The sequence below is a fragment of the Pseudomonas sp. FW507-12TSA genome (assembly GCF_058781435.1).
The window spans coordinates 61,236-84,204 of the sequence record NZ_JBYSWT010000028.1; the positions used below are offsets into that span (position 1 = coordinate 61,236).

The following is a 22,969-nucleotide window of genomic DNA, read 5'->3' on the forward strand; positions in this document are numbered from 1 at the left end:
CTCCAGGCCCGGCGGCTCAGGCCGGCAGCGGGCGGGTTGCGGGGGCTTCGGCGCTGTCGGCCAGCCGCGGCATGCGGGTCAGGCGCAGGGCGTTGAGCACCACGGTCAGGGAACTGATGGACATGCCGACCGCGGCCCACACCGGAGTGATCCAGCCAAGGGCGGCGAACGGCAGCATCAGGCCATTGTACAGCCCCGCCCACAGCAGGTTCTCGATGATCACCCGGCGAGTCCGGCGAGCCAGGCTGAAGGCCTGTACCAGGGCTTCCAGGCGATTGGACAGCAGCACCGCATCGGCGCTGGTCTTGGCCAGGTCGGTGGCCGAGCCCATGGCCACGCTGATGTCGGCGGCGGCCAGCACCGGCACGTCATTGACCCCGTCGCCGAGCATCAGCACCTTGCGGCCCTGCTGGTGCAACTGTTGCAACACTTGCAGCTTGTCGTCAGGGCGCAGGCCGCCGCGGGCTTCGTCGATCTGCAATTGCGCGGCGACGCTGGCGACCATCGGCGAGCTGTCCCCGGACAGCAGCAAGGTGTGCCAGCCACGGGCCTTGCAGGCTGCCAGCAGGGCCGGGGCATCGCTGCGCAGGCGGTCGTCGAGCACCAGCCAGGCGAGGGCACCCTGGGTATCGCCGAGCAGCAACCACTGGCCGGCTTCATCGGGCATTTGCGGTACCGCGCAACCGCTGAGCTGGCAGACGAACGCTGGCTGGCCGATACGCAGGCGCTGGCCCTGGACCGATCCTTCCAGGCCCAGCCCCGGGCTGCTGGTGACATCCTCGGCGGCCACCGGTGCCCGGCCGAACGCCCTGGCGATCGGATGTTCGGAACGGTTTTCCAGGGCCGCGGCCAGGCTCAGGCAAGCATCGCCGGACAGGCTGCCAAGCGGGCGGATGGCGCGCAGGGCCAGGCGGCCTTCGGTCAGGGTGCCGGTCTTGTCGAAGATCACCGTATCGATCTGGTTCAGGCCTTCGAGGACATGGCCACGGGTCAGCAGCAGGCCAAGCTTGTGCAGGGTGCCAGTGGCGGCGGTGAGGGCCGTCGGTGTGGCCAGGGACAGCGCGCAGGGGCAAGTGGCGACCAGCATCGCCAGGACGATCCAGAAGGCCCGTGGCGCGTCCAGTTGCCACCAAAGCAAACCGATGGCGGCTGCGGCTATCAGCGACAGCAGCAGAAACCACTGGGCGGCGCGATCGGCCACTTCGGCCAGGCGGGGCTTTTCGGCCTGGGCCCGGTCCAGCAGGCGAACGATGGCCGACAGGCGAGTGTCCTGGCCCAGGGCCTGGACCTCCACGGTCAATGCCCCCTCGACGTTCAAGGTTCCGGCGGTGACGGTATCGCCCAGGCCCCGGGGTTGTGGCAGGTATTCGCCGGTGAGCAGCGATTCGTCGACGCTCGACTGGCCGTCGAGGATCTTGCCGTCTGCCGGCAACACCGCGCCGGGATGCACCAGCACTTGGTCGCCCAGGCGCAATTCGCTGAGCAGGATGCGTTCGCTCTGGCCGTTTGCGTCCAGGCGCAGGCAGGAGGCCGGTAGCAGGTTGACCAGTTGCGCAGTGGCCGCCGCGGTCCGTTCCCGGGCCCGGCGCTCCAGGTAGCGGCCGGCGAGGAGGAACAGGGCGAACATGCCCACTGCGTCGAAATACAGCTCGCCGACTCCGCTGATGGAGGTCCAGATGCCCGCCAGGTAGGCCCCGCCGATGGCCAGGGAAACCGAGACGTCCATGGTCAGGTGGCGAGTGCGCAGGTCACGCATCGCACCCTTGAAGAACGGCGCACAGCTATAGAAGACGATAGGAGTGGTGAGGAACAGCGCGACCCAGCGCAGGATGGTGTGCAGCTCCGGGCTCAGGTCGATGTTGAATTCCGGCCAGGTGGCCATGGTCGCCATCATTGCCTGGAACCACAGCAGGCCGGCCACGCCCAGTTGGCGTAGAGCCAGGCGGTTCTCGCCAGCCAGCTGCTCGCTGGCTTTGTCCGGCTGGTAGGGATGGGCGGCGTAGCCGATCTGGCGCAGCTGCGCGAGCAACTGGCTCAAGGGCAGCTCGCTGTCGGCCCAGCTCACGTGCAGGCGATGATTGGACAGGTTGAGCCGGGCTTCGGCCACTGCCGGCAGGCTGCGCAGGTGCTTCTCGATCAACCAGCCGCAGGCGGCGCAACTGATGCCTTCCATGAGCAGGGTGGTCTGCGCCAGTTCGCCCTCATGGCGGACGAAGGGCTGTTGCACATCGGCGCGATCGTACAGCGCCAGTTCGTCCACCAGTTGTACCGGCAAGGCCTCGGGGTTGGCGGATGCTTCACTGCGGTGGCTGTAGTAGTGCTCCAGGCCGCCGGCGACTATCGCCTCCGCGACCGCCTGGCAGCCCGGGCAGCAGAACTCCCTGGATTCGCCGAGCACGACGGCGGTGAACCGGCTTCCGGGAGGAACCGGCAGGGCACAGTGGTAGCAAGGCAGTGGCGTGGTCATCGGCAGTCTTTTGGCTCTGGGAAAAACTCATCGCCGGCCAGTCGACTCCTGCCTGGGGGCAGGGAGGCGGCAGGCCGGCGATGTGCGGCGGGAGTCGATCAGTTCAGGTCTTCGGCGCCTTGCAGCGGCTCGTCGCCCAACAGCAGGTCCTTGTCATGGCTGACCTGTTCTTCCTCGAACATGCGCCAGGTCTTGTCGCCCTCGACCCCAAGCAGCTCGACGAAGCGCCGGCCCTCGACCTTGTCGTTCACCTGGCCGATGTAGCGACCGTGTTCGGTTTCGCTGCGGGTCAGGACGATCTTGCGATCCTTTTCTGGCTGGGTCGGCGAGATCAGGTTCAGCTCAAGGCTCTTGGGCTGGCTGTCGCCGCTCAAGCGCAGTTCGACTTCGCCGGTCAGGTCGTCGAGATGCACGCTGGCGCGCATTTTCAGCGTTTGTGCCAGCAGCTCGCGGTCCAGGGAGCGGTTGATGCCTTTGCCGGCCTCGTAGTAGTTGTCGTTGACCAGGTTGTCCGGGTTGTTCACCGCAATGGTCACCATGGACAGGGTCAGGGCTACCGAGCAGGCGAGGATGCCGATGATGATCCAGGGCCAGAGGTGCTTGTACCAAGGGTTTGTGGCGACGGCTGTAGGCATGCTCATTTCTCTTAACGAATTTGTGGGCCGATGAATCGGCTCTTGGCTTCGACCTGGACGCTTTCGTCATCGATGTCCTTGAGGATGAACTTCACCTCGTTGGTGGTCGATGGCAGTTGTTCCGGAGCGATCGACAGCTCCGCGGGCATGCTGACGATGTCGCCAGCCACCACATGGATTTCGCGCTTGCTCTGCAGCTTGAGGTCCGGCAGGCCAGTGGCGTCCAGGACGTAGGTGTGGTCGCGCTGGTCCTTGTTCATGATCTTCAGGCTGTAGACGTTCTCGATCCGGCCTTCGGCGTTCTCGCGGTACAGCACCCGGTCCTTGCTGACGTCGAAGCCCACCAGCGAGCGCATCAGGAACGCGGTGACCAGCAGGCTGATCATGGCCAGGAGCACCAGGGCGTAGCCGATCAGGCGCGGACGCAGTTTATGGGTTTTCTGGCCCGAAAGGTTGTGTTCGGTGGTGTAGCTGATGAGGCCGCGAGGGTAGTCCATCTTGTCCATGATGCTGTCGCAGGCATCGATGCAGGCGGCACAACCGATGCATTCGATCTGCAGGCCGTCGCGGATATCGATGCCGGTCGGGCAGACCTGGACGCACATGGTGCAGTCGATGCAGTCGCCCAGGCCCTGGGCCTTGTAGTCGGCGCCTTTCTTGCGCGGCCCACGGCCTTCGCCCCGGCGTGGGTCGTAGGACACGATCAGGGTGTCCTTGTCGAACATCACGCTCTGGAAGCGGGCGTAGGGGCACATGTAGATGCACACCTGCTCACGCAGCCAGCCGGCGTTACCGTAGGTGGCCAGGGTGAAGAACCCGACCCAGAAATAAGACCAGCCATCGGCCTGGCCGGTGAAGAAGTCGATGACCAGTTCACGGATCGGCGAGAAGTAGCCGACGAAGGTCATGCCGGTGACGAAACCGATCAGCAGCCACAGGCTGTGCTTGGCGAACTTGCGCAGGAACTTGTTGGCACCCATGGGCGCCTTGTCCAGCTTGATCCGCTGGTTGCGGTCGCCTTCGGTGACCTTTTCGCACCACATGAAGATCCAGGTCCAGACGCTCTGCGGGCAGGTGTAGCCGCACCAGACGCGGCCGGCGTAGACGGTGATGAAGAACAGGCCGAAGGCGGCGATGATCAGCATGCCCGACAGCAGGATGAAGTCCTGGGGCCAGAAGGTGGCGCCGAAGATGAAGAACTTGCGTTCCGGCAGGTTCCACCAGACGGCCTGGTGGCCACCCCAGTTGAGCCAGACGGTACCGAAGTACAGCAGGAACAGCCCGGCACCGCCCACCATGCGCAGGTTGCGGAACAGGCCGGTGAAGGCCCGGGTGTAGATTTTTTCTCTGGAGGCGTAGAGGTCGACGCTTTTGCTGGCGTTTTTGGCAGGCGGGGTTACGTCGTGTACAGGAATCTGATTGCTCATCATTGCATCCCACGGCAGTGGAAAAATGCCTCGGCCAGTACGTGCCGACCGGGGTCAAAAAGGGGTGTTGCAGTGGCGCAATGATACGCCTCTAGCTCTGGGGCAAGGGTGCGACCTTTGGTCGCGTTGGGGGAAGCCAATCGATAGTGTAATGACCTGAATCAATTGACTTGTGGATTATGGACCGTTTTGCACTCCATACCGTTCGAATCTTTCATGGCGTCGGAAAAATCCCTAGGCAGTTGTCGGTCTTACCTTAGATTTCTATGCGTCACGCAGGACGTTTTTGACAGAGAACGGCGCCCAATGAAAACGGCCCCGCCAACATGCATTGGCGGGGCCGTTCGGGTATTGCCTTCAGGCCATGGGCTTATTCAGCATCGGCCTGCTTGTCACCGTGGGACAGGCTGTAGACATAAGCCGCCAGCAGGTGGACCTTGTCGTTGCCTTGCAGTTGCTCCTGGGCAGGCATCACGCCCTGGCGACCATGGCGAATGGTCTGCTGCAGCTGGGCGAAGCTCGAACCGTAGATGAACGCTGCCGGGTGGGTCAGGTTGGGTGCGCCCATGGCTGGGGTGCCCTTGCCTTCAGGACCGTGGCAGACCGCGCAGTTGGCGGCGAACAGCTTCTGGCCATTGGCCGGGTCGGCCTTGATGCCTTCCGGCAGCTTGCGACCATCGAGGTTGGTCAGGACATAGGCGGCAACGTCGCTGACGCCTTGTTCCTTGATTACATCCACCCAGGCTGGCATCACTGCGTGACGACCGCCCATGATGGTGGCCTTGATGGTTTCCGGCTCGCCGCCCCAGCGCCAGTCGGCGTCGGTCAGGTTAGGGAAGCCATAGGCACCCTTGGCATCGGAACCGTGGCAGACCGAGCAGTTGGAAGCGAACAGGCGGCCACCCATTTTCAGGGCTTGTGGATCCTTGGCTACTTCCTCGATCGGCATGGCTGCGTACTTGGCGAAGATCGGACCGAACTTGGCGTCGGAGCGGGCCATTTCCTTTTCCCACTCATGCACGCCGGTCCAGCCGGACTGGCCGTTGGCGAATGCGGTCTGCTTCTCGTTATCAAGGTAGTTGTAGCCAGGCAGTACGCCTTTCCAGTTGCCCAGGCCGGGGTACAGCACCAGGTAACCCAAGGCGAAGACGATGGTGCCGACGAACAGCATGAACCACCATTTGGGCAGTGGGTTGTCGTACTCCTCGATCCCGTCGAAAGAGTGGCCGACCGTCTCGTCGGTCTGCTCGGCGCGCTGGCCCTTGCGGGTCGACAGCAGCAGCCAGGTCAGGGCGAAGATGGTACCCAGACTGAGGACTGTGACGTACAGACTCCAGAACGTAGTCATTCTTTGTTACTCCTAGAAGCTTGCTCGACGTGCTTGATGGCGTCGGGGTCATCCGCGAACGGCAGCAAGGTCGCGTCGTCAAACTCGGACTTGCGCTTGGGGCTGAACACCCAGAGTGCCAGGCCGACGAAGGCCACCATCACGACAAGGGTGCCCAGGCCACGAATCATCCCGATATCCATCTAGATCACCGTTTGCTTTTGATGATGGTGCCCAGGCCTTGCAGATAGGCCACCAGCGCGTCCATTTCGGTCTTGCCCTTCACGGCATCCTTGGCACCGGCGATGTCTTCGTCGGTGTAGGGAACGCCGAGCGTGCGCAGGACTTCCATTTTCTTCGCGGTGTCCTTGCCGTCGAGCTTGTTTTCTACGAGGAACGGATAAGCCGGCATCTTCGACTCGGGGACAACGTTGCGCGGGTTGTACAGGTGCGCACGCTGCCAGTCATCGGAGTAGCGGCCGCCAACGCGGGCCAGGTCCGGACCGGTACGCTTGGAACCCCACAGGAATGGATGGTCCCAGACGCTTTCACCGGCTACCGAGTAGTGGCCATAGCGTTCGGTTTCGGCACGGAACGGACGGATCATCTGCGAGTGGCAGCCGACACAGCCGTTGGCGATGTAGATGTCACGACCTTCCAGTTCCAGCGCGGTGCGTGGCTTCATGCCTTCCACCGGCTTGTTGGTGACGTCCTGGAAGAACAGCGGGACGATCTGGGTCAGGCCGCCGATGCTGACGGCGATGACCATGAAGAAGGCCAGCAGGCCAATGTTCTTCTCGACTACTTCGTGCTTCATCAGTGAGCTCCAACTACAGCGATCTGAGCAGCGGCTTCAGCTTCCGCCGGGTTCGAGGCGCGCACGGTACGGAATACGTTGTACGCCATGATCAGCATGCCGGCGGCGAAGAAAGCACCGCCCAGGGCGCGGACGATGAAGCCTGGGTGACTGGCTTGCAGCGCTTCGACGAAGGAGTAGGTGAGGGTGCCGTCGTCGTTGATCGCACGCCACATCAGGCCCTGGGTGATGCCGTTGACCCACATCGAGGCGATATAGAGAACGGTACCGATGGTAGCCAGCCAGAAGTGCGTGTTGATCAGGCCGATGCTGTGCATCTGCTGACGACCGAAGACTTTCGGGATCAGGTGGTACAGGGCGCCGATGGAGATCATCGCTACCCAGCCCAGGGCACCGGCGTGTACGTGGCCGATTGTCCAATCGGTGTAGTGGGACAGCGAGTTGACGGTCTTGATCGCCATCATCGGACCTTCGAAGGTCGACATGCCGTAGAACGCCAGGGACACCACCAGAAAGCGCAGGATCGGGTCGGTGCGCAGCTTATGCCAGGCGCCCGACAGGGTCATCATGCCGTTGATCATGCCGCCCCAGCTTGGAGCCAGCAGGATGATCGACATGGCCATGCCCAGGGACTGGGCCCAGTCCGGCAGCGCGGTGTAGTGCAGGTGGTGCGGGCCGGCCCAGATGTACAGGGTGATCAGCGCCCAGAAGTGCACGATGGACAGGCGATAGGAGTAGATCGGACGCTCGGCCTGCTTGGGCACGAAGTAGTACATCATCCCCAGGAAGCCGGTGGTCAGGAAGAAGCCCACGGCGTTGTGGCCGTACCACCACTGGATCATCGCGTCGGTGGCGCCGGCATAGGCCGAGTAGGACTTGAAGAAGCTGACCGGCAGGGAGGCGTGGTTGACGATGTGCAGCATCGCCGTGACCACGATGAAGGCGCCGTAGAACCAGTTACCCACGTAGATGTGCTTGGTCTTGCGCTTGGTGATGGTGCCGAAGAACACCAGGCCGTAGGTGACCCACACGATCGCCAGGAGGATAGCCAGGGGCCATTCCAGTTCGGCGTATTCCTTGGTGGTGGTGTAACCCAATGGCAGGGTCACGATGGCACCGACGATCACCGCCTGCCAACCCCAGAAGGTGAAGGCCGCGAGGCTGTCGGAAATCAGTCGCGTCTGGCAGGTTCGCTGCACGACATAGTAAGAGGTGGCAAACAATGCACATCCACCGAAGGCGAAGATCACCAAGTTGGTGTGCAGCGGGCGCAGGCGTCCAAACGTCGTCCATGGCAGACCGAAGTTCAACTCCGGCCAGACCAATTGCGAGGCGATGAAGACACCGAGCCCCATGCCAAGGATCCCCCAGACCACCGTCATGATGGCGAACTGGCGGACTACCTTATAGTTATAAGCAGTCGGACTGATTGCTGTGCTCATTTCTAAGGTTCCACGGTTTGGGTGTTTTATTAGGGATAAAAATCGGTCGCAAGTATGGAGAAAGCAGGGGGTCATTGCAACGCGCCATGACCTGCGTCAATGCGTTCCATGCCTGATTCTGCGGCCTTTCCCTATGCCGAGTAGGGACAAAAAACGCCCTCTGACAAACTGTCGCAGTGGACAAAAAAATCGGGGGTGTCAGGTCAGTTGTAACCGGGTGTGTGGAAGCCCCTTGAACAGCTGACAGGCGGTCAGCGAGTCGACAGCCGGTATAAACCAGCCTTTGCGGCCTGTCATCGAACGAAAGCTTCGAGCGTCGCCCATACCTTTGGCCTGCGACCGGCCTTCGCCAGCCCACTTCGGGGTAAGCCTAGACCTGATTCGGATGGGTGCAAACGTGGCGGGGGAGAGGGGTGCGACACTTGGTCGCAAAGAAGCAGAGGGGAAGTTTGAAGCGGCAAGCTGCAAGCGAGGACTCGCAGCTTGCCGTTGATCTTTTACTTGTCGCTTGCAGCTTGAGGCTTGTTGCTGCTGTTGTGGGACAGGCTGTACACGTAGGCAGCCAGCAGCTGCACCTTGTCGTTGCCCAGCAGTTCGCTCTGCGCCGGCATGTGGCCCTGGCGACCATGGCGGATGGTCTGTTGCAGCTGGGCCAGGCTGGTGCCGTAGATGAAGCCGGCTGGCTGGGTCAGGTCCGGCGCGCCCATGATGGCGGTGCCCTTGCCATTCGCACCGTGGCAAGCCACGCAGGTGGTGCTGAAGGCTTGCTGGCCGGCTACCAGGTCGGCGTCGTTATCGGCTGGCAGCGGCAGGCCGGCCAGTTCATGACGCACATAGGCGGCGACGTTCTTCACGCCGTCTTCCTTGAGCACTTCACCCCAGGCCGGCATCGCGGCCATGCGTCCGCCCATGATGGTGGCCTTGATGGTCTCGGCATCGCCACCCCAGCGCCAGTTGTCGTCGGCCAGGTTCGGGAAGCCGAAGGCACCCTTGGCGTCGGAACCGTGGCAGACCGAGCAGTTGGAGGCGAACAGGCGACCACCCATTTTCAACGCTTGTGGGTCCTTGGCGACTTCTTCCACGGGCATGGCGGCGAATTTGGCGAAGATCGGACCGAACTTCACGTCCGCCTTGGCCATTTCCTTTTCCCATTCCTTGGTCTGGGTCCAGCCGTCCTCATAGCCCGGCAGGACGCCTTTCCAGTTGCCCAGGCCCGGATAGAGGATCAGGTAGCCAACGGAAAACACCAGGGTGCCGGCGAACAGCAGGAACCACCATTGCGGCAGGGGGTTGTCGTATTCCTCGATGCCATCGAACGCGTGACCCATGGTCTGGTCCACGCTGCCCTTGGTTTCACCCCGACGGGTGCCGACCAGCAGCCAGGTCAGGCCGATCAGGCTGCCGATGGTCAGTACGCAGATCCACGTACTCCAGAAGGTGGTCATGGCCGAATGCTCCTTGTTGCAGGCTCTTGAGGTTGAGCGTCATCAGATGAAGTGCTCGCCGCCGGGTCATCGGCGAAGGGCAGCAGGCGTGCCTGGGCAAACTCGGGATTGCGCTTGGTGTTGAACACCCAGATCGACAAGCCGACGAAGGCGATCATCACTACCAGGGTCCCGAGCCCGCGGATCATGCCGCTATCGAGTGCAAAGCCCATGGCTCACCTCTTGCTCTTGATCGAAGTGCCAAGCACTTGCAGGTAGGCCACCAGGGCGTCGATCTCGGTCTTGCCCTTGAGCGAGGCGGTCGCACCGGCGATGTCTTCGTCGGTGTAAGGCACGCCGAGGGTACGCATGACCTTGAGCTTGGTTTCGGTATGGCTACTGTCCACCGGTGCGGTCACCAGCCATGGGTAGGCTGGCATCTTCGACTCCGGCACGACGTTGCGCGGGTTGTACAGGTGCGCACGGTGCCAGTCGTCGGAGTAGCGGCCACCAACGCGGGCCAGGTCCGGACCGGTACGCTTGGAACCCCACAGGAATGGATGGTCCCAGACGCTTTCACCGGCTACCGAGTAGTGGCCATAGCGTTCGGTTTCGGCGCGGAACGGACGGACCATCTGCGAGTGACACTGTACGCAGCCTTCGCGGATGTAGATGTCGCGGCCTTCCAGTTGCAGCGCGGTGTAGGGCTTCATGCCCTCCACCGGTTTGTTGGTGACGTCCTGGAAGAACAGCGGGACGATCTGGGTCAGACCGCCGATGCTCACCGCGAAGACCATCAGCAGCATGAGCAGGCCGACGTTTTTCTCAATCGTTTCGTGTTTCATGGCGGACTCCTCAGGCCATCTGCGCAGCAGCGTTGACTTCGGCTGGCACCGCGGCACGCACGGTGCGCCAGGTGTTGTAAGCCATCAGGAACATGCCGCTGAGGAAGATCGCCCCACCGACCAGTCGCACGATGAAGCCTGGGTGGCTAGCCACCAGGGTTTCGACGAAGGAGTAGGTGAGGGTGCCGTCTTCGTTGACTGCACGCCACATCAGGCCCTGGGCGATGCCGTTGACCCACATCGAGGCGATGTAGAGCACAGTGCCGATGGTGGCCAGCCAGAAGTGGGTGTTGATCAGGCCGAGGCTGTACATCTGCTCGCGACCGAAGACTTTCGGGATCAGGTGGTACAGCGAACCGATGGAGATCATCGCAACCCAGCCCAGGGCGCCGGCGTGTACGTGGCCGATTGTCCAGTCGGTGTAGTGGGAGAGGGCGTTGACGGTCTTGATCGCCATCATCGGACCTTCGAAGGTCGACATGCCGTAGAACGCCAGGGATACCACCAGGAAGCGCAGGATCGGGTCGCTGCGCAGCTTATGCCAGGCGCCCGACAGGGTCATCATCCCGTTGATCATGCCGCCCCAGCTTGGAGCCAGGAGGATCAGCGACATGATCATGCCCAGGGACTGCGCCCAGTCCGGCAGCGCGGTGTAGTGCAGGTGGTGCGGGCCGGCCCAGATGTACAGGGTGATCAGTGCCCAGAAGTGCACGATGGACAGGCGATAGGAGTAGACCGGACGTTCGGCCTGCTTGGGCACGAAGTAGTACATCATCCCCAGGAAGCCCGCGGTCAGGAAGAAGCCCACGGCGTTGTGGCCGTACCACCATTGCACCATGGCGTCGGTGGCGCCGGCGTACAGCGAGTAGGACTTGGTCAGGCTGACCGGCAGTTCCAGGTTGTTGACGATATGCAGGATGGCCACGGTGATGATGAAGCCACCGAAGAACCAGTTGCCCACATAGATGTGCTTGGTGTTGCGCTTGACCAGGGTGCCGAAGAACACGATGGCGTAGGCCACCCAGACAATGGTGATCAGGATATCGATCGGCCATTCCAGTTCGGCGTATTCCTTGGAGCTGGTGTAGCCCAATGGCAGGCTGATGGCCGCCAGCAGGATCACCAACTGCCAGCCCCAGAAGCAGAACGCGGCGATTTTCGGCGCGAACAACGTGGTCTGGCAGGTGCGTTGCACCGAATAGAACGACGTGGCAAACAGTGCACAGCCACCGAAGGCGAAGATCACCGCGTTGGTGTGCAATGGCCGCAGGCGACCGAAGCTGGTCCACGGCAGATCGAAGTTGAGTTCGGGCCACACCAACTGGGCTGCGAGAAAAACCCCGAGCCCCATGCCGACGATGCCCCACACCACCGTCATAATGGCGAATTGGCGGACCACCTTGTAGTTGTAGGCGGTACTGATAGAAGTGTTCATGGTTCCCCATCCACGGTTCAGCTGAAGTGAAAGCGACTGCGCGCGGCACGGCGCGCCCACTTCGTCTGGAGTTATAGGCAGACTAAAAGCGAGGCAAGCATGAGCAATGAGCACAAGGCCAGTATTGACGGGGATCAATGGGCGCAGTGCGTGCAGGAGCGGGGCTGGTCGTGGGATGTCGCGGCGAGTGCGACCCCGGGCAAGTCGCCGACCTTGATCCTGGCCCACGGTGCCGGCGCACCGATGGACAGCGGGTTCATGGAACAGATCGCTGAACGCCTTGCCCGGCATGGGGTGAACGTCTTGCGCTTCGAGTTCCCCTACATGGCCCAGCGCCGCCTGGACGGCGGCAAGCGCCCTCCGAACCCGGCGCCCAGGCTCCTGGAGTGCTGGCGCGAGGTGTATGCCCAAGTGCGACCTTATGCCACTGGGGTGTTGGCGGTGGGCGGCAAGTCCATGGGCGGGCGCATGGCCAGCTTGCTGGCCGACGAGTTGCAAGCCGATGCCCTGGTTTGCCTGGGCTATCCCTTCTATGCGGCCGGCAAACCGGAAAAGCCCCGGGTAGCGCACCTGGCCGAACTGGCCACGCCGACGCTGATCGTCCAGGGCGAGCGCGATGCCCTGGGTAATCGCCCGGCGGTGGAGGCCTATACCCTGGCGCCGGCCATCGAGCTGGAATGGCTGGTAGCGGCCGACCACGATCTCAAGCCTCTCAAGGCCTCGGGTTACAGTCACGAGCAGCATCTGGAGTCCGCCGCGGCCAGGGTCGCCGGGTTCCTGCGGGCGGCAGGCTGAACGCCAGGTTTGGCCGGGCATAAAAAAACCGGAAGCACCTGCTTCCGGTTTTTTATGCCCCTTGCTGGGTCAGCGGTTGAACCGCTCCACCAGCGAGTACTGGGTGTGCGCGGTATGGGTCAGGGCCTCGCTGAGTTCGGCCGAATGCTGGGCCTGCTCGGAGGTCTGGTCCGCCAGTTGGGCGATGGTGCTGATGTTGCGGCTGATCTCCTCGGCCACCGAGCTTTGCTCTTCGGTGGCGGCAGCGATCTGGGTGGTCATGTCGGTGATGTTGGCTACCGCCTCGCTGATGCCCACCAGCGCCTGGTCGGCTTCCAGCACTCGGGCCACGCCTTCTTCGGCCTGGCGATGGCCGGCATCCATGGTCTGCACCGCACTGGCGGCGGTTTGCTGCAGCTTGGCGATCAGGGCGTGGATCTGCCCGGTGGATTCGCTGGTGCGTTGCGCCAGCTGGCGCACCTCGTCTGCCACCACGGCAAAGCCGCGACCCATCTCCCCGGCCCGGGCCGCTTCGATGGCGGCGTTCAGCGCCAGCAGGTTGGTCTGGTCGGCGATGCCCTTGATCACGTCCACCACGCCGCCGATTTCATCGCTGTCCTTGGCCAGCTGGGTCACGGTCTGGCCGGTCTCGCCCACCACCACCGACAGGCGCTGGATAGCTTCACGGGTTTCCCCGGCGATGTTGCGGCCGCGTCCGGTAAGACGATTGGCTTCCTGGGTGGCGTCGGCGGTGCGTTGCACGTGGCTGGCCACTTCCTGGGTGGTGGCCGCCATCTGGTTGACCGCGGTGGCGACCTGCTCGGTCTCCTGGCGCTGGCGCTCCAGGCCGCTGGAGCTGTTGTGGGCCAGGGTGTCGGACTGCCGGGCCTGCTCGTTGAGGTGCTCGGCGGTGTCCTGCAGGCGGGTCAGGCAGGTCTTGAGTCGTGCCTCCTGGCTGAGGATCGACATCTCCAGGCGCGCCTGGGCGCCCCGGCTGTCGGTGTACATCTGCGCGATCAGCGGGTCCGAGGTGGTCTGCTCGGCCAGGCGTAGCAGCCGCTTGAGGCCACGCTGCTGCCAGGTCAGGCCCAGCAGGCCCAGCGGTACCGAGAGAGCGGCGGCCAGGACGAAGCCCCAGTGGGAGTTGAGCCAGGCCCCGATCATGAAGCTCAGCTGGCTGACCAGGATGAACGGCAACCAGTCTTGCAGTATCGGCAGCCACTTGTCGCGCTTGGGAATGGCCGACTTGCCCTGGTTGATTCGCTTGTAGAGGGACTCGGCGCGACGCACCTGTTCGGCGGTGGGCTTGACCCGTACCGATTCGTAGCCCACCACCTTGCTGCCTTCGAACACCGGGGTCACATAGGCGTTGACCCAGTAGTGATCGCCGGTCTTGCAGCGGTTCTTGACGATACCCATCCATGGCAGGCCTTGTTTCAAGGTGGTCCACATGTGGGCGAATACCGCCGGTGGCACATCCGGGTGGCGTACCAGGTTGTGCGGCGCGCGAACCAGTTCTTCGCGGGAGAACCCACTGATCTCGACGAAAGCGTCGTTGCAGTAGGTGATGACGCCCTTGGCATCGGTCGTGGAAATCAACCGTTGTTGAGCCGGGAAGGTACGTTCGCGCTGAGTGACAGGCTGGTTATTACGCATGTTTTTTCAATCCGCAAGGCTTTGATAAGTGATCGGCCGCTTCAGCTTATTATTGAAACTATTTTTCAATAATTGGCATTCGGTCTCATTGGCAGAGTGTGTTGTGTCGTCGTATGCGGCGCCGGCATCCACCGGCGTTGGCGAGGGGCTAATCATTGACCTTCTTCCTTGGCAGTCAATACTTCTGAAGTACTGGTTTGGGCAATTCGCTTGCGGTTTTGCAGTGTCCGGACTTATCCGGCGAGCATCGGGTAGGTGAAAAGCCCGAAATGCAAGAGGTTCAGTCCGAAGTGGGTGGCCAGCGCGGTTCCCAGGCCCCCGAACCGATAGGCCAGACCGTACCCGATCCCGGCGACGGTCGCCAGCAGCGTCCATTGCCAGCCGGCTCCCAGGTGCGCCAGGCCGAACAACAGGGCCGAAGCCAGCAGGGCCAGGTTCTCGCCGTAGGGCAGGTGTTTCAGGCGCCGGCTCAGGCCTCCCTGGATATAGCCCCGGAACAGCGCCTCTTCCACCAATGTCACCAGCAGCAGGTTGTTCAGTACCCATAGCCAGGCCTGTTCCGGCCATTTGGGGGCCCAACTGATGATGCCCAGCAGCAAGGCGCCGCCCAGCGCGGTGATGGCGCACAAGAGCAGGGCCAGGGCACCGGCGTACAGCGACAGGCGCAGCGGGCGACGACCGACGATCCAGGGGCAGACCAGCAACAGCCAGAAACCGATCAGCGGCTTGTCCTGGTTCAGGTACAGGGAAAACGGCACGGCGTCATCGGTGAGGCGTTGCGGGTCGATGGCGCGTCCGTTGTAGAAGCCGGGCAGCCAGTGCATGGCCAGGGCCAGGGCGACGACCACGAACAGGCCGTGGCCCAGGAATTGGCCGATGGGGCTGCGCTGCTGGCGTACGGCCAAGCCTGCGCACAACAACAGCAAGAGCGAGAGGGCGGCCAGCAGCCCCAGTTGTCCGTAGCTCAGGGCCAGCGCATAGCCAATGGAGAGGAGTGCCAGGTACATCCATGGCAGAGCGGTCATGGGGAATCCTTGTTGCGAAAGAATGGATATTGCACAGACGTTGTTCGCCGCCTGATCTGTAGTCTTTGTTGTGACTGATTGGTCAGGTTTGGCGGGCGGGCATTATAACCAGTCGATTTGTGTGCGTTAACCCAATGAAAAACACCGCCCGAAGGCGGTGTCTGTGGCGGTCACGGATCAGGCTGCGATCAATTGGCGCAAGACGTAGTGCAAGATCCCGCCGGACTTGAAGTATTCCACTTCGTTCAGGGTATCGATGCGGCACAGCACCTCGATCTGCTCACGGCTGCCATCCTCGCGGGTGATCACCAGTTGCAGGTTCATCCGCGGGGCCAGTTGCGTGCCGCTGAGGCCGAGGATATCCAGGGTCTCGCGACCGCTGAGCTTGAGGCTCTTGCGATCCTGGCCGGCCTTGAACTGCAGCGGCAACACGCCCATGCCCACCAGGTTGGAGCGGTGGATACGCTCGAAGCTCTCGGCGATTACCGCCTTGACCCCCAGCAGGTTGGTGCCCTTGGCTGCCCAGTCGCGGCTCGAGCCGGTGCCGTATTCCTGCCCGGCGATCACCACCAGCGGTGTGCCCGTGGCCTGGTACTTCATGGCCGCGTCGTAGATCGCCATTTTCTCGCCGGTGGGGATGTACAGCGTATTGCCGCCTTCCTCGCCGCCGAGCATTTCGTTGCGGATGCGGATATTGGCAAAGGTGCCGCGCATCATCACTTCATGGTTGCCGCGCCGCGAGCCATAGGAGTTGAAGTCCCGGGGCTCCACGCCCTTGTCCCGCAGGTAACGCCCGGCGGGGCTGTCGGCCTTGATGTTGCCGGCAGGGGAAATATGGTCGGTGGTCACCGAGTCCCCCAGCAGCGCCAGGACCCTTGCGCCATCGATGTCCTTGACCTCTGGCAGGGCGCCGGCGATGTCGTCGAAGAACGGTGGGTGCTGGATATAGGTCGAGTCGTCCTGCCAGACATAGGTCGCGGCCTGGGGTACCTCGATGGCTTGCCACTGGGCGTCGCCGGCAAACACCTCGGCGTACTCCTTGTGGAACATCCGGGTGTTGACCTGGGCGACGGCCTCGGCGATTTCCTGGCTGCTGGGCCAGATGTCCTTCAGGTACACCGGCTGGCCATCCTTGCCCTGGCCCAGGGGCTCGCGGCTGAGGTCGATGCGCACCGTGCCGGCCAGGGCGTAGGCCACTACCAGGGGTGGAGAGGCCAGCCAGTTGGTCTTCACCAGTGGATGCACCCGGCCTTCGAAGTTGCGGTTGCCGGACAGCACCGAGGCGACCGTCAGGTCGGAGCCCTGGATGGCCTTCTCGATCGGCTCCAGCAGCGGTCCGGAGTTGCCGATGCAGGTGGTGCAGCCGTAACCCACCAGGTCGAAGCCCAGTTGGTCGAGGTAGGGGGTCAGGCCCGCTGCATGGTAGTAGTCGGTCACCACCTTGGAGCCGGGCGCCAGGGAACTCTTGACCCAGGGCTTGCGCTGCAGGCCTTTTTCCAGCGCCTTCTTGGCCACCAGCCCGGCGGCCATCATCACGCTGGGGTTGGAAGTATTGGTGCAGGAAGTGATGGCGGCGATCACTACCGCGCCATTCTTCAGGCGGTAGGTCTGGCCTTCATGCTGGTAGTCGGTCTCGCCGACCAGGTCGGCATTGCCCACGGCGACGCCACCGCCGCCTTCGCTTTCCAGGCGGCCTTCTTCCTTGCTGGTGGGCTTGAACTGCAGGTCGAGGAAGTCGTTGAAGGCCTGGGCCACATCCGGCAGGGCCACCCGGTCCTGGGGCCGCTTGGGCCCGGCGAGGCTGGCTTCGACGGTGCCCATGTCCAGGGCCAGGCTGTCGCTGAACACCGGTTCCTTGCCCGGCAGGCGCCACAGGCCCTGGGCCTTGCTGTAGGCCTCGACCAGTTTCACCAGTTCGGCCGGGCGGCCCGACAGGCGCAGGTAGTCGAGCGTCACCTGGTCCACCGGAAAGAACCCGCACGTGGCGCCATATTCAGGGGCCATGTTGGCGATGGTGGCACGGTCGGCCAGGGGCAGGTCGGCCAGGCCATCACCGTAGAATTCGACGAATTTGCCCACCACGCCTTTCTTGCGCAGCATCTGGGTCACGGTCAGCACCAGGTCGGTGGCGGTGATGCCTTCCCTGAGCTTGCCGGTGAGCTTGAAACCGATGACCTCCGGAATCAGCATCGACACCGGCTGGCCGAGCATCGCGGCTTCGGCCTCGATCCCGCCCACGCCCCAGCCCAGCACGCCCAGGCCGTTGATCATGGTGGTGTGGGAGTCGGTGCCCACCAGGGTGTCGGGGAAGGCATAGGTGCGGCCGTCCTCGTCCTTGCTCCAGACGGTGCGCCCCAGGTATTCCAGGTTGACCTGGTGGCAGATGCCGGTGCCCGGCGGTACCACGCTGAAGTTGTCGAAGGCGCTCTGACCCCAGCGCAGAAAGGCGTAGCGTTCGCCGTTGCGCTGCATCTCGATGTCGACGTTCTGTTCGAAGGCGCTGCTGCTGGCGAACTTGTCCACCATCACCGAGTGGTCGATCACCAGGTCCACCGGCGACAGCGGGTTGATCCGTTGCGGGTCGCCACCGGCCTTGGCCATGGCCGCGCGCATGGCGGCCAGGTCGACCACCGCGGGTACCCCGGTGAAGTCTTGCATCAGCACCCGCGCCGGGCGGTACTGGATCTCGCGGTCGGAGCGGCGCTCCTTGAGCCAGGCGGCGAGGGCCTTGAGGTCATCGCTGGTGACGGTCTTGTTGTCCTCCCAGCGCAGCAGGTTCTCCAGCAGGACCTTGAGCGACATGGGCAGGGCATCGATATCGCCCAGGCTCCGCGCTGCGTCCGGCAGGCTGAAATAGTGATAAGTCTTGTCGTCGACTTTCAGGGTCTTGAGGGTTTTCAGGCTATCGAGGGATGGCATTGAACGACTCCTTCTGGCCCGCACGGCTACGGGCCTGTGATACGGACAGAGAGTTAACCTAGCTCTGTTTGGGTCTTATCGCTAATCACTGGACTGCTGGGTTCAGCCCAAGGTTCCTAACTCGGTTATCATGCGCCGTTTTTCGTGACAGGCTTTGCGCGTGCTCCGTTTCGTTGATCCGGGGCACTTTCGGGCAGGTTTGCGCAACGATTGATCGCCAAAGCCCAGGAGATTCCATGAACACCCTGTTTATCCATTGCCGTCCCGGTTTCGAAGGCGAGGTCTGCTCGGAGATCGCTGATCATGCGGCCCATTTGAATGTCGCCGGATATGCCAGGGCCAAGCCGGGCACCGCCTGCGCCGAGTTCATCTGCACCGAGGACGACGGCGCGCAGCGGCTGATGCAGGGCCTGCGTTTTTCCCAGTTGATCTTTCCCCGGCAGTGGGCGCGGGGTGCTTTCGTCGAGCTACCGGAAACCGACCGCATCAGCGTGATCCTGGCCCACCTGGACGCTTTCCCGCAGTGCGGCAGCCTGTGGCTGGAAGTGGTGGATACCAACGACGGCAAGGAACTGTCGAACTTCTGCAAGAAATTCGAAGGTCCGCTGCGCAAGGCGCTCAAGGGCGCCGGCAAGCTGGTGGAAGATGCTGGCTTGCCGCGCCTGCTGCTGACCTTCAAGAGCGGACGGGAAGTCTTCGTCGGGCTGGCCGATGCCGGCAACTCGGCGATGTGGCCCATGGGCATCCCGCGGCTGAAGTTCCCCCGGGAGGCTCCTAGCCGCTCGACCCTGAAGCTCGAAGAGGCCTGGCATCATTTCATTCCGCGCGAGCAGTGGGACGAGCGCCTGCACAGCGACATGACCGGGGTCGACCTGGGAGCCGCCCCGGGCGGCTGGACCTGGCAGCTGGTCAATCGCGGCATGCTGGTGACCGCCGTGGACAACGGGCCGATGGCCGAGAGCCTGATGGACACCGGCCTGGTCCAGCACCTGATGGCCGATGGCTTCACCTACCAGCCCCGGCAACCGGTGGACTGGATGGTCTGCGACATCGTCGAGAAGCCGGCGCGCAATGCCGCCTTGCTGGAAACCTGGATCGGTGAAGGTCATTGCCGCGAGGCGGTGGTCAACCTGAAGTTGCCGATGAAGCAGCGCTATGCCGAGGTCAAGCGCCTGCTGGAACGGATCGAGGATGGATTCAAGGCCCGGGGCATCCGCGTGGCCATCGGCTGCAAGCAGCTGTACCACGACCGCGAGGAGGTGACCTGCCACCTGCGGCGCCTGGACACCAAGCCTGCCCGTTCCCGCTGAGCCCCTCGCCACATGGCCGGCATTGCGCGACAATGCCGGCCAGTTTCAGGAGTGAACCATGAATCAGATCATCGATACGCCGGTAGACGGTACCCTCGACGCCACCGGCCTCAATTGCCCCGAGCCGGTGATGATGTTGCACCAGCATATTCGTGACCTGCCGCCGGGCGGGTTGTTGAAGGTGATCGCCACCGACCCGTCCACCCGCCGCGACATCCCCAAGTTCTGCGTCTTCCTCGACCATGAGCTGGTGGCGCAGGAGGAAGACGCGGGCACCTATCTCTACTGGATCCGCAAGAAGCTCGATTAACTCGCCGAGCGGCTGATGCGGATCTGCTTGCGTGCGCTGCGCACCAGGCGGATCGACAGCATCAGCGCGGCGCAGCTCAAGCCGACGATCAGGCCTTCCCACAGGCCGCTCGGCCCTCGGGGCGCACCGAACCATTCGGTCAGGCCCAGGGCATAACCCACCGGCAACCCGATGCCCCAATACGCGAACAGGGTCAGGATCATCGTCACCCGGGTGTCCTGGTAGCCACGCAGCGCGCCGGCGGCGGTCACCTGGATGCCGTCGGAGAACTGGAACAGCGCCGCATACACGATCAGCATCGACGCCACCTGGATCACCAGCGGATCGGTGGTGTAGATCGAGGCGATGGGCTCGCGCAGGAAGAACATCAGGCTTGCCGACAGGCAGGCATAGGCCAGCGCCGTCGCCATGCCGACCCCGGCGCTGAAGCGGGCATTGCGCGGTTCCTGGCGCCCCAGGGACTGGCCGACGCGCACGGTCACGGCCATGGCCAGGGAGTAGGGAATCATGAACATCAGGGCGCTGACGTTGAGGGCGATCTGGTGCCCGGCCACCACGGTGGCGCCCAGGCTGCCGATCAGCAGCGCGATCACCGCGAAGATGCTCGACTCGGCGAACACCGCGATGCCGATGGGCAGGCCTACGCCCAGCAGGCGCTTGATCACTGCCGATTGCGGCCACTCGAAACGGCTGAACAGCTGGATCTTGCGATAGGCCGGTGCCCAGCGGATCCAGCCGGCCATGCCCAGCATCATCACCCACATCACGATCGCCGTGGCCCAGCCGCAGCCGACGCCACCCATGGCCGGCACGCCGAAGTGGCCATAGATGAAGATGTAGTTGATGGGAATGTTCAGGGCCAGGCCGCAGAGCCCGATGATCATGCTCGGTATCGTGCGGCCCAGGCCATCGCTCAGGCAGCGCAGCACGTAATACAGGGCCACCGCCGGCAGGCCGCTGGCGATGCCATGCAGGTATCCCATGCAGGGTTCGATCAGCTGCGGATCGACCTTCATCAAGTGCAGCACCGGCTCGGCGCTGATGAGGATCAGCATGGCCGAGATCCCGGCCGACACCGCCAGCCACAACGCCTGGCGCACCAGTGGGCCGATCTCCTCGAGCTTGTTGGCACCGAAACGCTGGGCGACCTTGGGGGTAGTGGCCAGCAGGGTGCCGGTCATCAACAGGAATACCGGGATCCAGATCGAGTTGCCCAGGGCCACGGCCGCCAGGTCGCGGGGGCTCACTCGCCCGGCCATCACGGCATCGACGAAGCCCATGGCGGTGGTGGCCACTTGGGCGATCATGATGGGCAGGGCCAGTACCAGCAGGTCTTTCAGCTCGCGGCCAACCCGGGCGGGGCGGCTGGTGGAGAGGGTGGTGGCGGAGTCGGTCACGGAATTCACGGGGCGAAGCGTCCATAGGTGTGTTGCGCGGGACGCGACAGTCTACGCGTTGCCATCATGCCTGGGATAAGTCCCGTGTTGTGGATTTGTAATACGGGCCTCGATTGCTCTCGCGCCTGCAGGCCGCGCTGGTTCGCCGGGTGATCTGGGCCTAAACTGCGCCTCCCCAAGAGGAGCCTGCCATGCTGATCGTTGCCGACGAAAACATTCCCCTGATCGATGAATTCTTTGCCGGGTTCGGCGAGATCCGGCGCTTTCCCGGGCGCGCCATCGATCGCGCCTGCGTGGCCCAGGCGGATGTGCTGCTGGTGCGCTCGGTAACCCAGGTCGACCGTGCCTTGCTCGAAGGCACCCCGGTGCGCTTCGTTGGAACCTGCACCATCGGCACTGACCACCTGGACCTGGACTACTTCCAGCAGGCCGGCATTGCCTGGTCCAGCGCCCCGGGCTGCAACGCCCGCGGGGTGGTGGACTACGTGCTGGGCAGCCTGCTGACCCTGGCCGAGATCGAGGGCGTGGACCTGTCGCGCCGCTGCTACGGCGTGGTCGGCGCAGGTGAGGTCGGTGGTCGCTTGATCGAAGTGTTGCGTGGCCTGGGCTGGCAGGTGCTGGTCTGCGATCCGCAGCGCCAGGCGCTGGAGGGCGGCGACTACGTCAGCCTGGGGCAATTGCTCGAGCGTTGCGACGTCATCAGCCTGCATACGCCGCTGACCCGTGATGGCGAACACCGCACCTGGCACCTGCTGGATCGCCAGCGCCTGGAGCGGCTGCGCCAGGGTGCCTGGCTGATCAACGCTGCACGAGGCCCGGTGGTGGACAACAGTGCCCTGCGTGAAGTGCTCCTGCAGCGTGAGGACCTGCAAGCGGTGCTGGATGTCTGGGAGCAAGAGCCGACGGTGGACAGTGCCCTGGCGGATTTGTGCGTGCTGGCCACGCCGCATATCGCCGGCTACAGCCTGGATGGCAAGCAGCGTGGTACGGCGCAGATCTACCAGGCGTTCTGCCGGCACTTCGGCCATGTCGAACAGGTCCTGCTGGAGAGCCTGCTGCCAGCACCCTGGGTGGCGCAGGTTTGCCTGGATGCCAAGGCCGACCCGGCCTGGGCCCTGGCGACGATTTGCCGGGCGGTGTACGACCCGCGTCGCGACGATGCGGATTTCCGCCGGAGTTTGTCCGACGATGTCGCGCAGCAGCGCAGCGCCTTCGACGGGTTGCGCAAGCACTACCCGCAGCGCCGGGAGATCGATGGCCTGCAGGTGCGGATCCAGGGCGAGTCGGCTGATCTGCAGCGGATCGTCCGGGCATTGGGGGCCACGCTGGCCTGAATCGCGGGTATAAAAAACCCGGCCACCAGGCCGGGTCAAGAGGACGTGAGGCTATGTGTCAATCTTGCCGAGCAGGCTTGACCAGTCGCTTTTCCAGTTCGCGGCAGGCGTTCTGGATCATGTCTTCAGTAATGGGTACTTCGCGGCCCTGGGCATCGATGATGGCACAACCCAGAGACTGGTTGGGCTGGGTACGGATCACTTGAATCTTGTCATTGCTGCTGTGTTGCAAGGACATGGCCTGTCTCCTCATCAGGTTGTGTGCTTACTTTAGAATGACCGGGTGACCGGGCTGTTACAGACCAGCGCCAGGGCAGGTCCGGTAACTTCACTCCACCAGAAATACCGCAGGAGTGCCAGTCATGGATTAGACCGATAATCTCTAGGTGCTAGCGTTACTGGTCATAATCAACCTGACTCATTGC

General features: G+C 63.3%; 20 protein-coding genes. 4 read left to right on the top strand and 16 right to left on the bottom strand.

Annotated features, from left to right (window positions below; translation table 11 throughout):
• Positions 1-16 precede the first annotated feature (16 nt).
• The 11 genes from AC3WK8_RS23865 to ccoN (AC3WK8_RS23915) all read right to left on the bottom strand — a co-directional run bounded on the left by AC3WK8_RS23865 (position 17) and on the right by ccoN (AC3WK8_RS23915) (position 11,819).
• The gene (locus tag AC3WK8_RS23865; RefSeq protein ID WP_103326009.1) at positions 17-2,467 is read right to left on the bottom strand and encodes a heavy metal translocating P-type ATPase; all 2,451 of its coding nucleotides are present in this window, start codon (positions 2,465-2,467) and stop codon (positions 17-19) included.
• Positions 2,468-2,565: 98 nt separating this feature from the next.
• A complete protein-coding gene (locus AC3WK8_RS23870; protein WP_031321311.1) occupies positions 2,566-3,102 on the bottom strand; it encodes a FixH family protein in 537 nt (178 codons plus the stop codon).
• Positions 3,103-3,113: 11 nt separating this feature from the next.
• Complete coding sequence (ccoG, locus tag AC3WK8_RS23875) at positions 3,114-4,529, bottom strand: cytochrome c oxidase accessory protein CcoG (protein ID WP_022643324.1); 1,416 nt, start codon at positions 4,527-4,529, stop codon at positions 3,114-3,116.
• A gap of 370 nt (positions 4,530-4,899) precedes the next feature.
• Positions 4,900-5,877: a cytochrome-c oxidase, cbb3-type subunit III gene (gene ccoP, locus AC3WK8_RS23880; RefSeq protein WP_022643325.1), complete on the bottom strand. Its 978-nt coding sequence runs from the start codon at positions 5,875-5,877 to the stop codon at positions 4,900-4,902.
• Entirely contained in the window at positions 5,874-6,059 is a 186-nt protein-coding gene (locus AC3WK8_RS23885) for a cbb3-type cytochrome oxidase subunit 3 (protein ID WP_031321312.1), read from the bottom strand. Before AC3WK8_RS23885 ends, ccoP (AC3WK8_RS23880) begins: the two co-directional genes overlap by 4 nt.
• Positions 6,060-6,064: 5 nt before the next feature.
• Entirely contained in the window at positions 6,065-6,673 is a 609-nt protein-coding gene (gene ccoO, locus AC3WK8_RS23890; protein ID WP_022643327.1) for a cytochrome-c oxidase, cbb3-type subunit II, read from the bottom strand.
• Positions 6,673-8,115: a cytochrome-c oxidase, cbb3-type subunit I gene (gene ccoN / locus AC3WK8_RS23895; RefSeq protein ID WP_022643328.1), complete on the bottom strand. Its 1,443-nt coding sequence runs from the start codon at positions 8,113-8,115 to the stop codon at positions 6,673-6,675. The genes ccoO (AC3WK8_RS23890) and ccoN (AC3WK8_RS23895) overlap by 1 nt, the downstream gene beginning before the upstream one ends.
• Before the next feature lie 497 nt (positions 8,116-8,612).
• Complete coding sequence (ccoP, locus tag AC3WK8_RS23900; RefSeq protein WP_053135997.1) at positions 8,613-9,560, bottom strand: cytochrome-c oxidase, cbb3-type subunit III; 948 nt, start codon at positions 9,558-9,560, stop codon at positions 8,613-8,615.
• A complete protein-coding gene (locus tag AC3WK8_RS23905) occupies positions 9,557-9,772 on the bottom strand; it encodes a cbb3-type cytochrome oxidase subunit 3 (protein ID WP_022643330.1) in 216 nt (71 codons plus the stop codon). Before AC3WK8_RS23905 ends, ccoP (AC3WK8_RS23900) begins: the two co-directional genes overlap by 4 nt.
• A gap of 3 nt (positions 9,773-9,775) precedes the next feature.
• Entirely contained in the window at positions 9,776-10,384 is a 609-nt protein-coding gene (gene ccoO, locus AC3WK8_RS23910; RefSeq protein WP_022643331.1) for a cytochrome-c oxidase, cbb3-type subunit II, read from the bottom strand.
• A 10-nt stretch (positions 10,385-10,394) separates the two neighbouring features.
• The gene (ccoN, locus tag AC3WK8_RS23915) at positions 10,395-11,819 is read right to left on the bottom strand and encodes a cytochrome-c oxidase, cbb3-type subunit I (protein ID WP_022643332.1); all 1,425 of its coding nucleotides are present in this window, start codon (positions 11,817-11,819) and stop codon (positions 10,395-10,397) included.
• Between the two features lie 99 nt (positions 11,820-11,918).
• Between ccoN (AC3WK8_RS23915) and AC3WK8_RS23920 the strand changes: the two genes are divergently transcribed.
• Positions 11,919-12,614, top strand: coding sequence for an alpha/beta family hydrolase (locus tag AC3WK8_RS23920; protein ID WP_085597113.1), 696 nt, complete (start codon positions 11,919-11,921; stop codon positions 12,612-12,614).
• A 69-nt stretch (positions 12,615-12,683) separates the two neighbouring features.
• On the opposite strand, the gene AC3WK8_RS23925 is transcribed toward AC3WK8_RS23920, so the two are convergent.
• The 3 genes from AC3WK8_RS23925 to acnA form a co-directional block, all read right to left on the bottom strand.
• Complete coding sequence (locus AC3WK8_RS23925) at positions 12,684-14,249, bottom strand: methyl-accepting chemotaxis protein (protein WP_022643334.1); 1,566 nt, start codon at positions 14,247-14,249, stop codon at positions 12,684-12,686.
• A 233-nt stretch (positions 14,250-14,482) separates the two neighbouring features.
• A complete protein-coding gene (locus AC3WK8_RS23930) occupies positions 14,483-15,274 on the bottom strand; it encodes a CPBP family intramembrane glutamic endopeptidase (protein ID WP_103326010.1) in 792 nt (263 codons plus the stop codon).
• Positions 15,275-15,451: 177 nt separating this feature from the next.
• Entirely contained in the window at positions 15,452-18,193 is a 2,742-nt protein-coding gene (acnA, locus tag AC3WK8_RS23935) for an aconitate hydratase AcnA (protein ID WP_085597111.1), read from the bottom strand.
• A gap of 236 nt (positions 18,194-18,429) precedes the next feature.
• Between acnA and rlmM the strand changes: the two genes are divergently transcribed.
• Complete coding sequence (gene rlmM / locus AC3WK8_RS23940; RefSeq protein WP_085597110.1) at positions 18,430-19,503, top strand: 23S rRNA (cytidine(2498)-2'-O)-methyltransferase RlmM; 1,074 nt, start codon at positions 18,430-18,432, stop codon at positions 19,501-19,503.
• 58 nt (positions 19,504-19,561) lie between these two features.
• Positions 19,562-19,813 carry a sulfurtransferase TusA gene (gene tusA, locus AC3WK8_RS23945; protein WP_085597109.1) on the top strand — a complete coding sequence of 84 codons (252 nt, stop codon included), beginning with the start codon at positions 19,562-19,564 and terminating at the stop codon, positions 19,811-19,813.
• On the opposite strand, the gene AC3WK8_RS23950 is transcribed toward tusA, so the two are convergent.
• On the bottom strand, positions 19,810-21,219 hold the full coding sequence (locus AC3WK8_RS23950; RefSeq protein ID WP_103326011.1) for an MATE family efflux transporter: 1,410 nt from the start codon (positions 21,217-21,219) through the stop codon (positions 19,810-19,812). The two genes, tusA and AC3WK8_RS23950, sit on opposite strands and share 4 nt — an antisense overlap.
• A 182-nt stretch (positions 21,220-21,401) precedes the next feature.
• On the opposite strand from AC3WK8_RS23950, the gene pdxB reads away from it, so the two are divergent.
• The gene (gene pdxB, locus AC3WK8_RS23955; protein ID WP_103326012.1) at positions 21,402-22,544 is read left to right on the top strand and encodes a 4-phosphoerythronate dehydrogenase PdxB; all 1,143 of its coding nucleotides are present in this window, start codon (positions 21,402-21,404) and stop codon (positions 22,542-22,544) included.
• A gap of 58 nt (positions 22,545-22,602) precedes the next feature.
• Here the strand turns inward: pdxB and AC3WK8_RS23960 are convergent, their stop codons facing one another.
• Positions 22,603-22,782 (bottom strand): PA1571 family protein, encoded by a 180-nt coding sequence (locus AC3WK8_RS23960; protein ID WP_011060254.1) that lies wholly within the window; start codon positions 22,780-22,782, stop codon positions 22,603-22,605.
• Between the last annotated feature and the right edge of the window lie 187 nt (positions 22,783-22,969).

Coding starts and splice junctions, on each gene's coding strand:
- AC3WK8_RS23865 (WP_103326009.1), bottom strand. CDS start 2,467: ATGACCACGCCACTGCCTTGCTACCACTGTGCCCTGCCGGTTCCTCCC.
- AC3WK8_RS23870 (WP_031321311.1), bottom strand. CDS start 3,102: ATGCCTACAGCCGTCGCCACAAACCCTTGGTACAAGCACCTCTGGCCC.
- ccoG (WP_022643324.1), bottom strand. CDS start 4,529: ATGAGCAATCAGATTCCTGTACACGACGTAACCCCGCCTGCCAAAAAC.
- ccoP (WP_022643325.1), bottom strand. CDS start 5,877: ATGACTACGTTCTGGAGTCTGTACGTCACAGTCCTCAGTCTGGGTACC.
- AC3WK8_RS23885 (WP_031321312.1), bottom strand. CDS start 6,059: ATGGATATCGGGATGATTCGTGGCCTGGGCACCCTTGTCGTGATGGTG.
- ccoO (WP_022643327.1), bottom strand. CDS start 6,673: ATGAAGCACGAAGTAGTCGAGAAGAACATTGGCCTGCTGGCCTTCTTC.
- ccoN (WP_022643328.1), bottom strand. CDS start 8,115: ATGAGCACAGCAATCAGTCCGACTGCTTATAACTATAAGGTAGTCCGC.
- ccoP (WP_053135997.1), bottom strand. CDS start 9,560: ATGACCACCTTCTGGAGTACGTGGATCTGCGTACTGACCATCGGCAGC.
- AC3WK8_RS23905 (WP_022643330.1), bottom strand. CDS start 9,772: ATGGGCTTTGCACTCGATAGCGGCATGATCCGCGGGCTCGGGACCCTG.
- ccoO (WP_022643331.1), bottom strand. CDS start 10,384: ATGAAACACGAAACGATTGAGAAAAACGTCGGCCTGCTCATGCTGCTG.
- ccoN (WP_022643332.1), bottom strand. CDS start 11,819: ATGAACACTTCTATCAGTACCGCCTACAACTACAAGGTGGTCCGCCAA.
- AC3WK8_RS23920 (WP_085597113.1), top strand. CDS start 11,919: ATGAGCAATGAGCACAAGGCCAGTATTGACGGGGATCAATGGGCGCAG.
- AC3WK8_RS23925 (WP_022643334.1), bottom strand. CDS start 14,249: ATGCGTAATAACCAGCCTGTCACTCAGCGCGAACGTACCTTCCCGGCT.
- AC3WK8_RS23930 (WP_103326010.1), bottom strand. CDS start 15,274: ATGACCGCTCTGCCATGGATGTACCTGGCACTCCTCTCCATTGGCTAT.
- acnA (WP_085597111.1), bottom strand. CDS start 18,193: ATGCCATCCCTCGATAGCCTGAAAACCCTCAAGACCCTGAAAGTCGAC.
- rlmM (WP_085597110.1), top strand. CDS start 18,430: ATGAACACCCTGTTTATCCATTGCCGTCCCGGTTTCGAAGGCGAGGTC.
- tusA (WP_085597109.1), top strand. CDS start 19,562: ATGAATCAGATCATCGATACGCCGGTAGACGGTACCCTCGACGCCACC.
- pdxB (WP_103326012.1), top strand. CDS start 21,402: ATGCTGATCGTTGCCGACGAAAACATTCCCCTGATCGATGAATTCTTT.
- AC3WK8_RS23960 (WP_011060254.1), bottom strand. CDS start 22,782: ATGTCCTTGCAACACAGCAGCAATGACAAGATTCAAGTGATCCGTACC.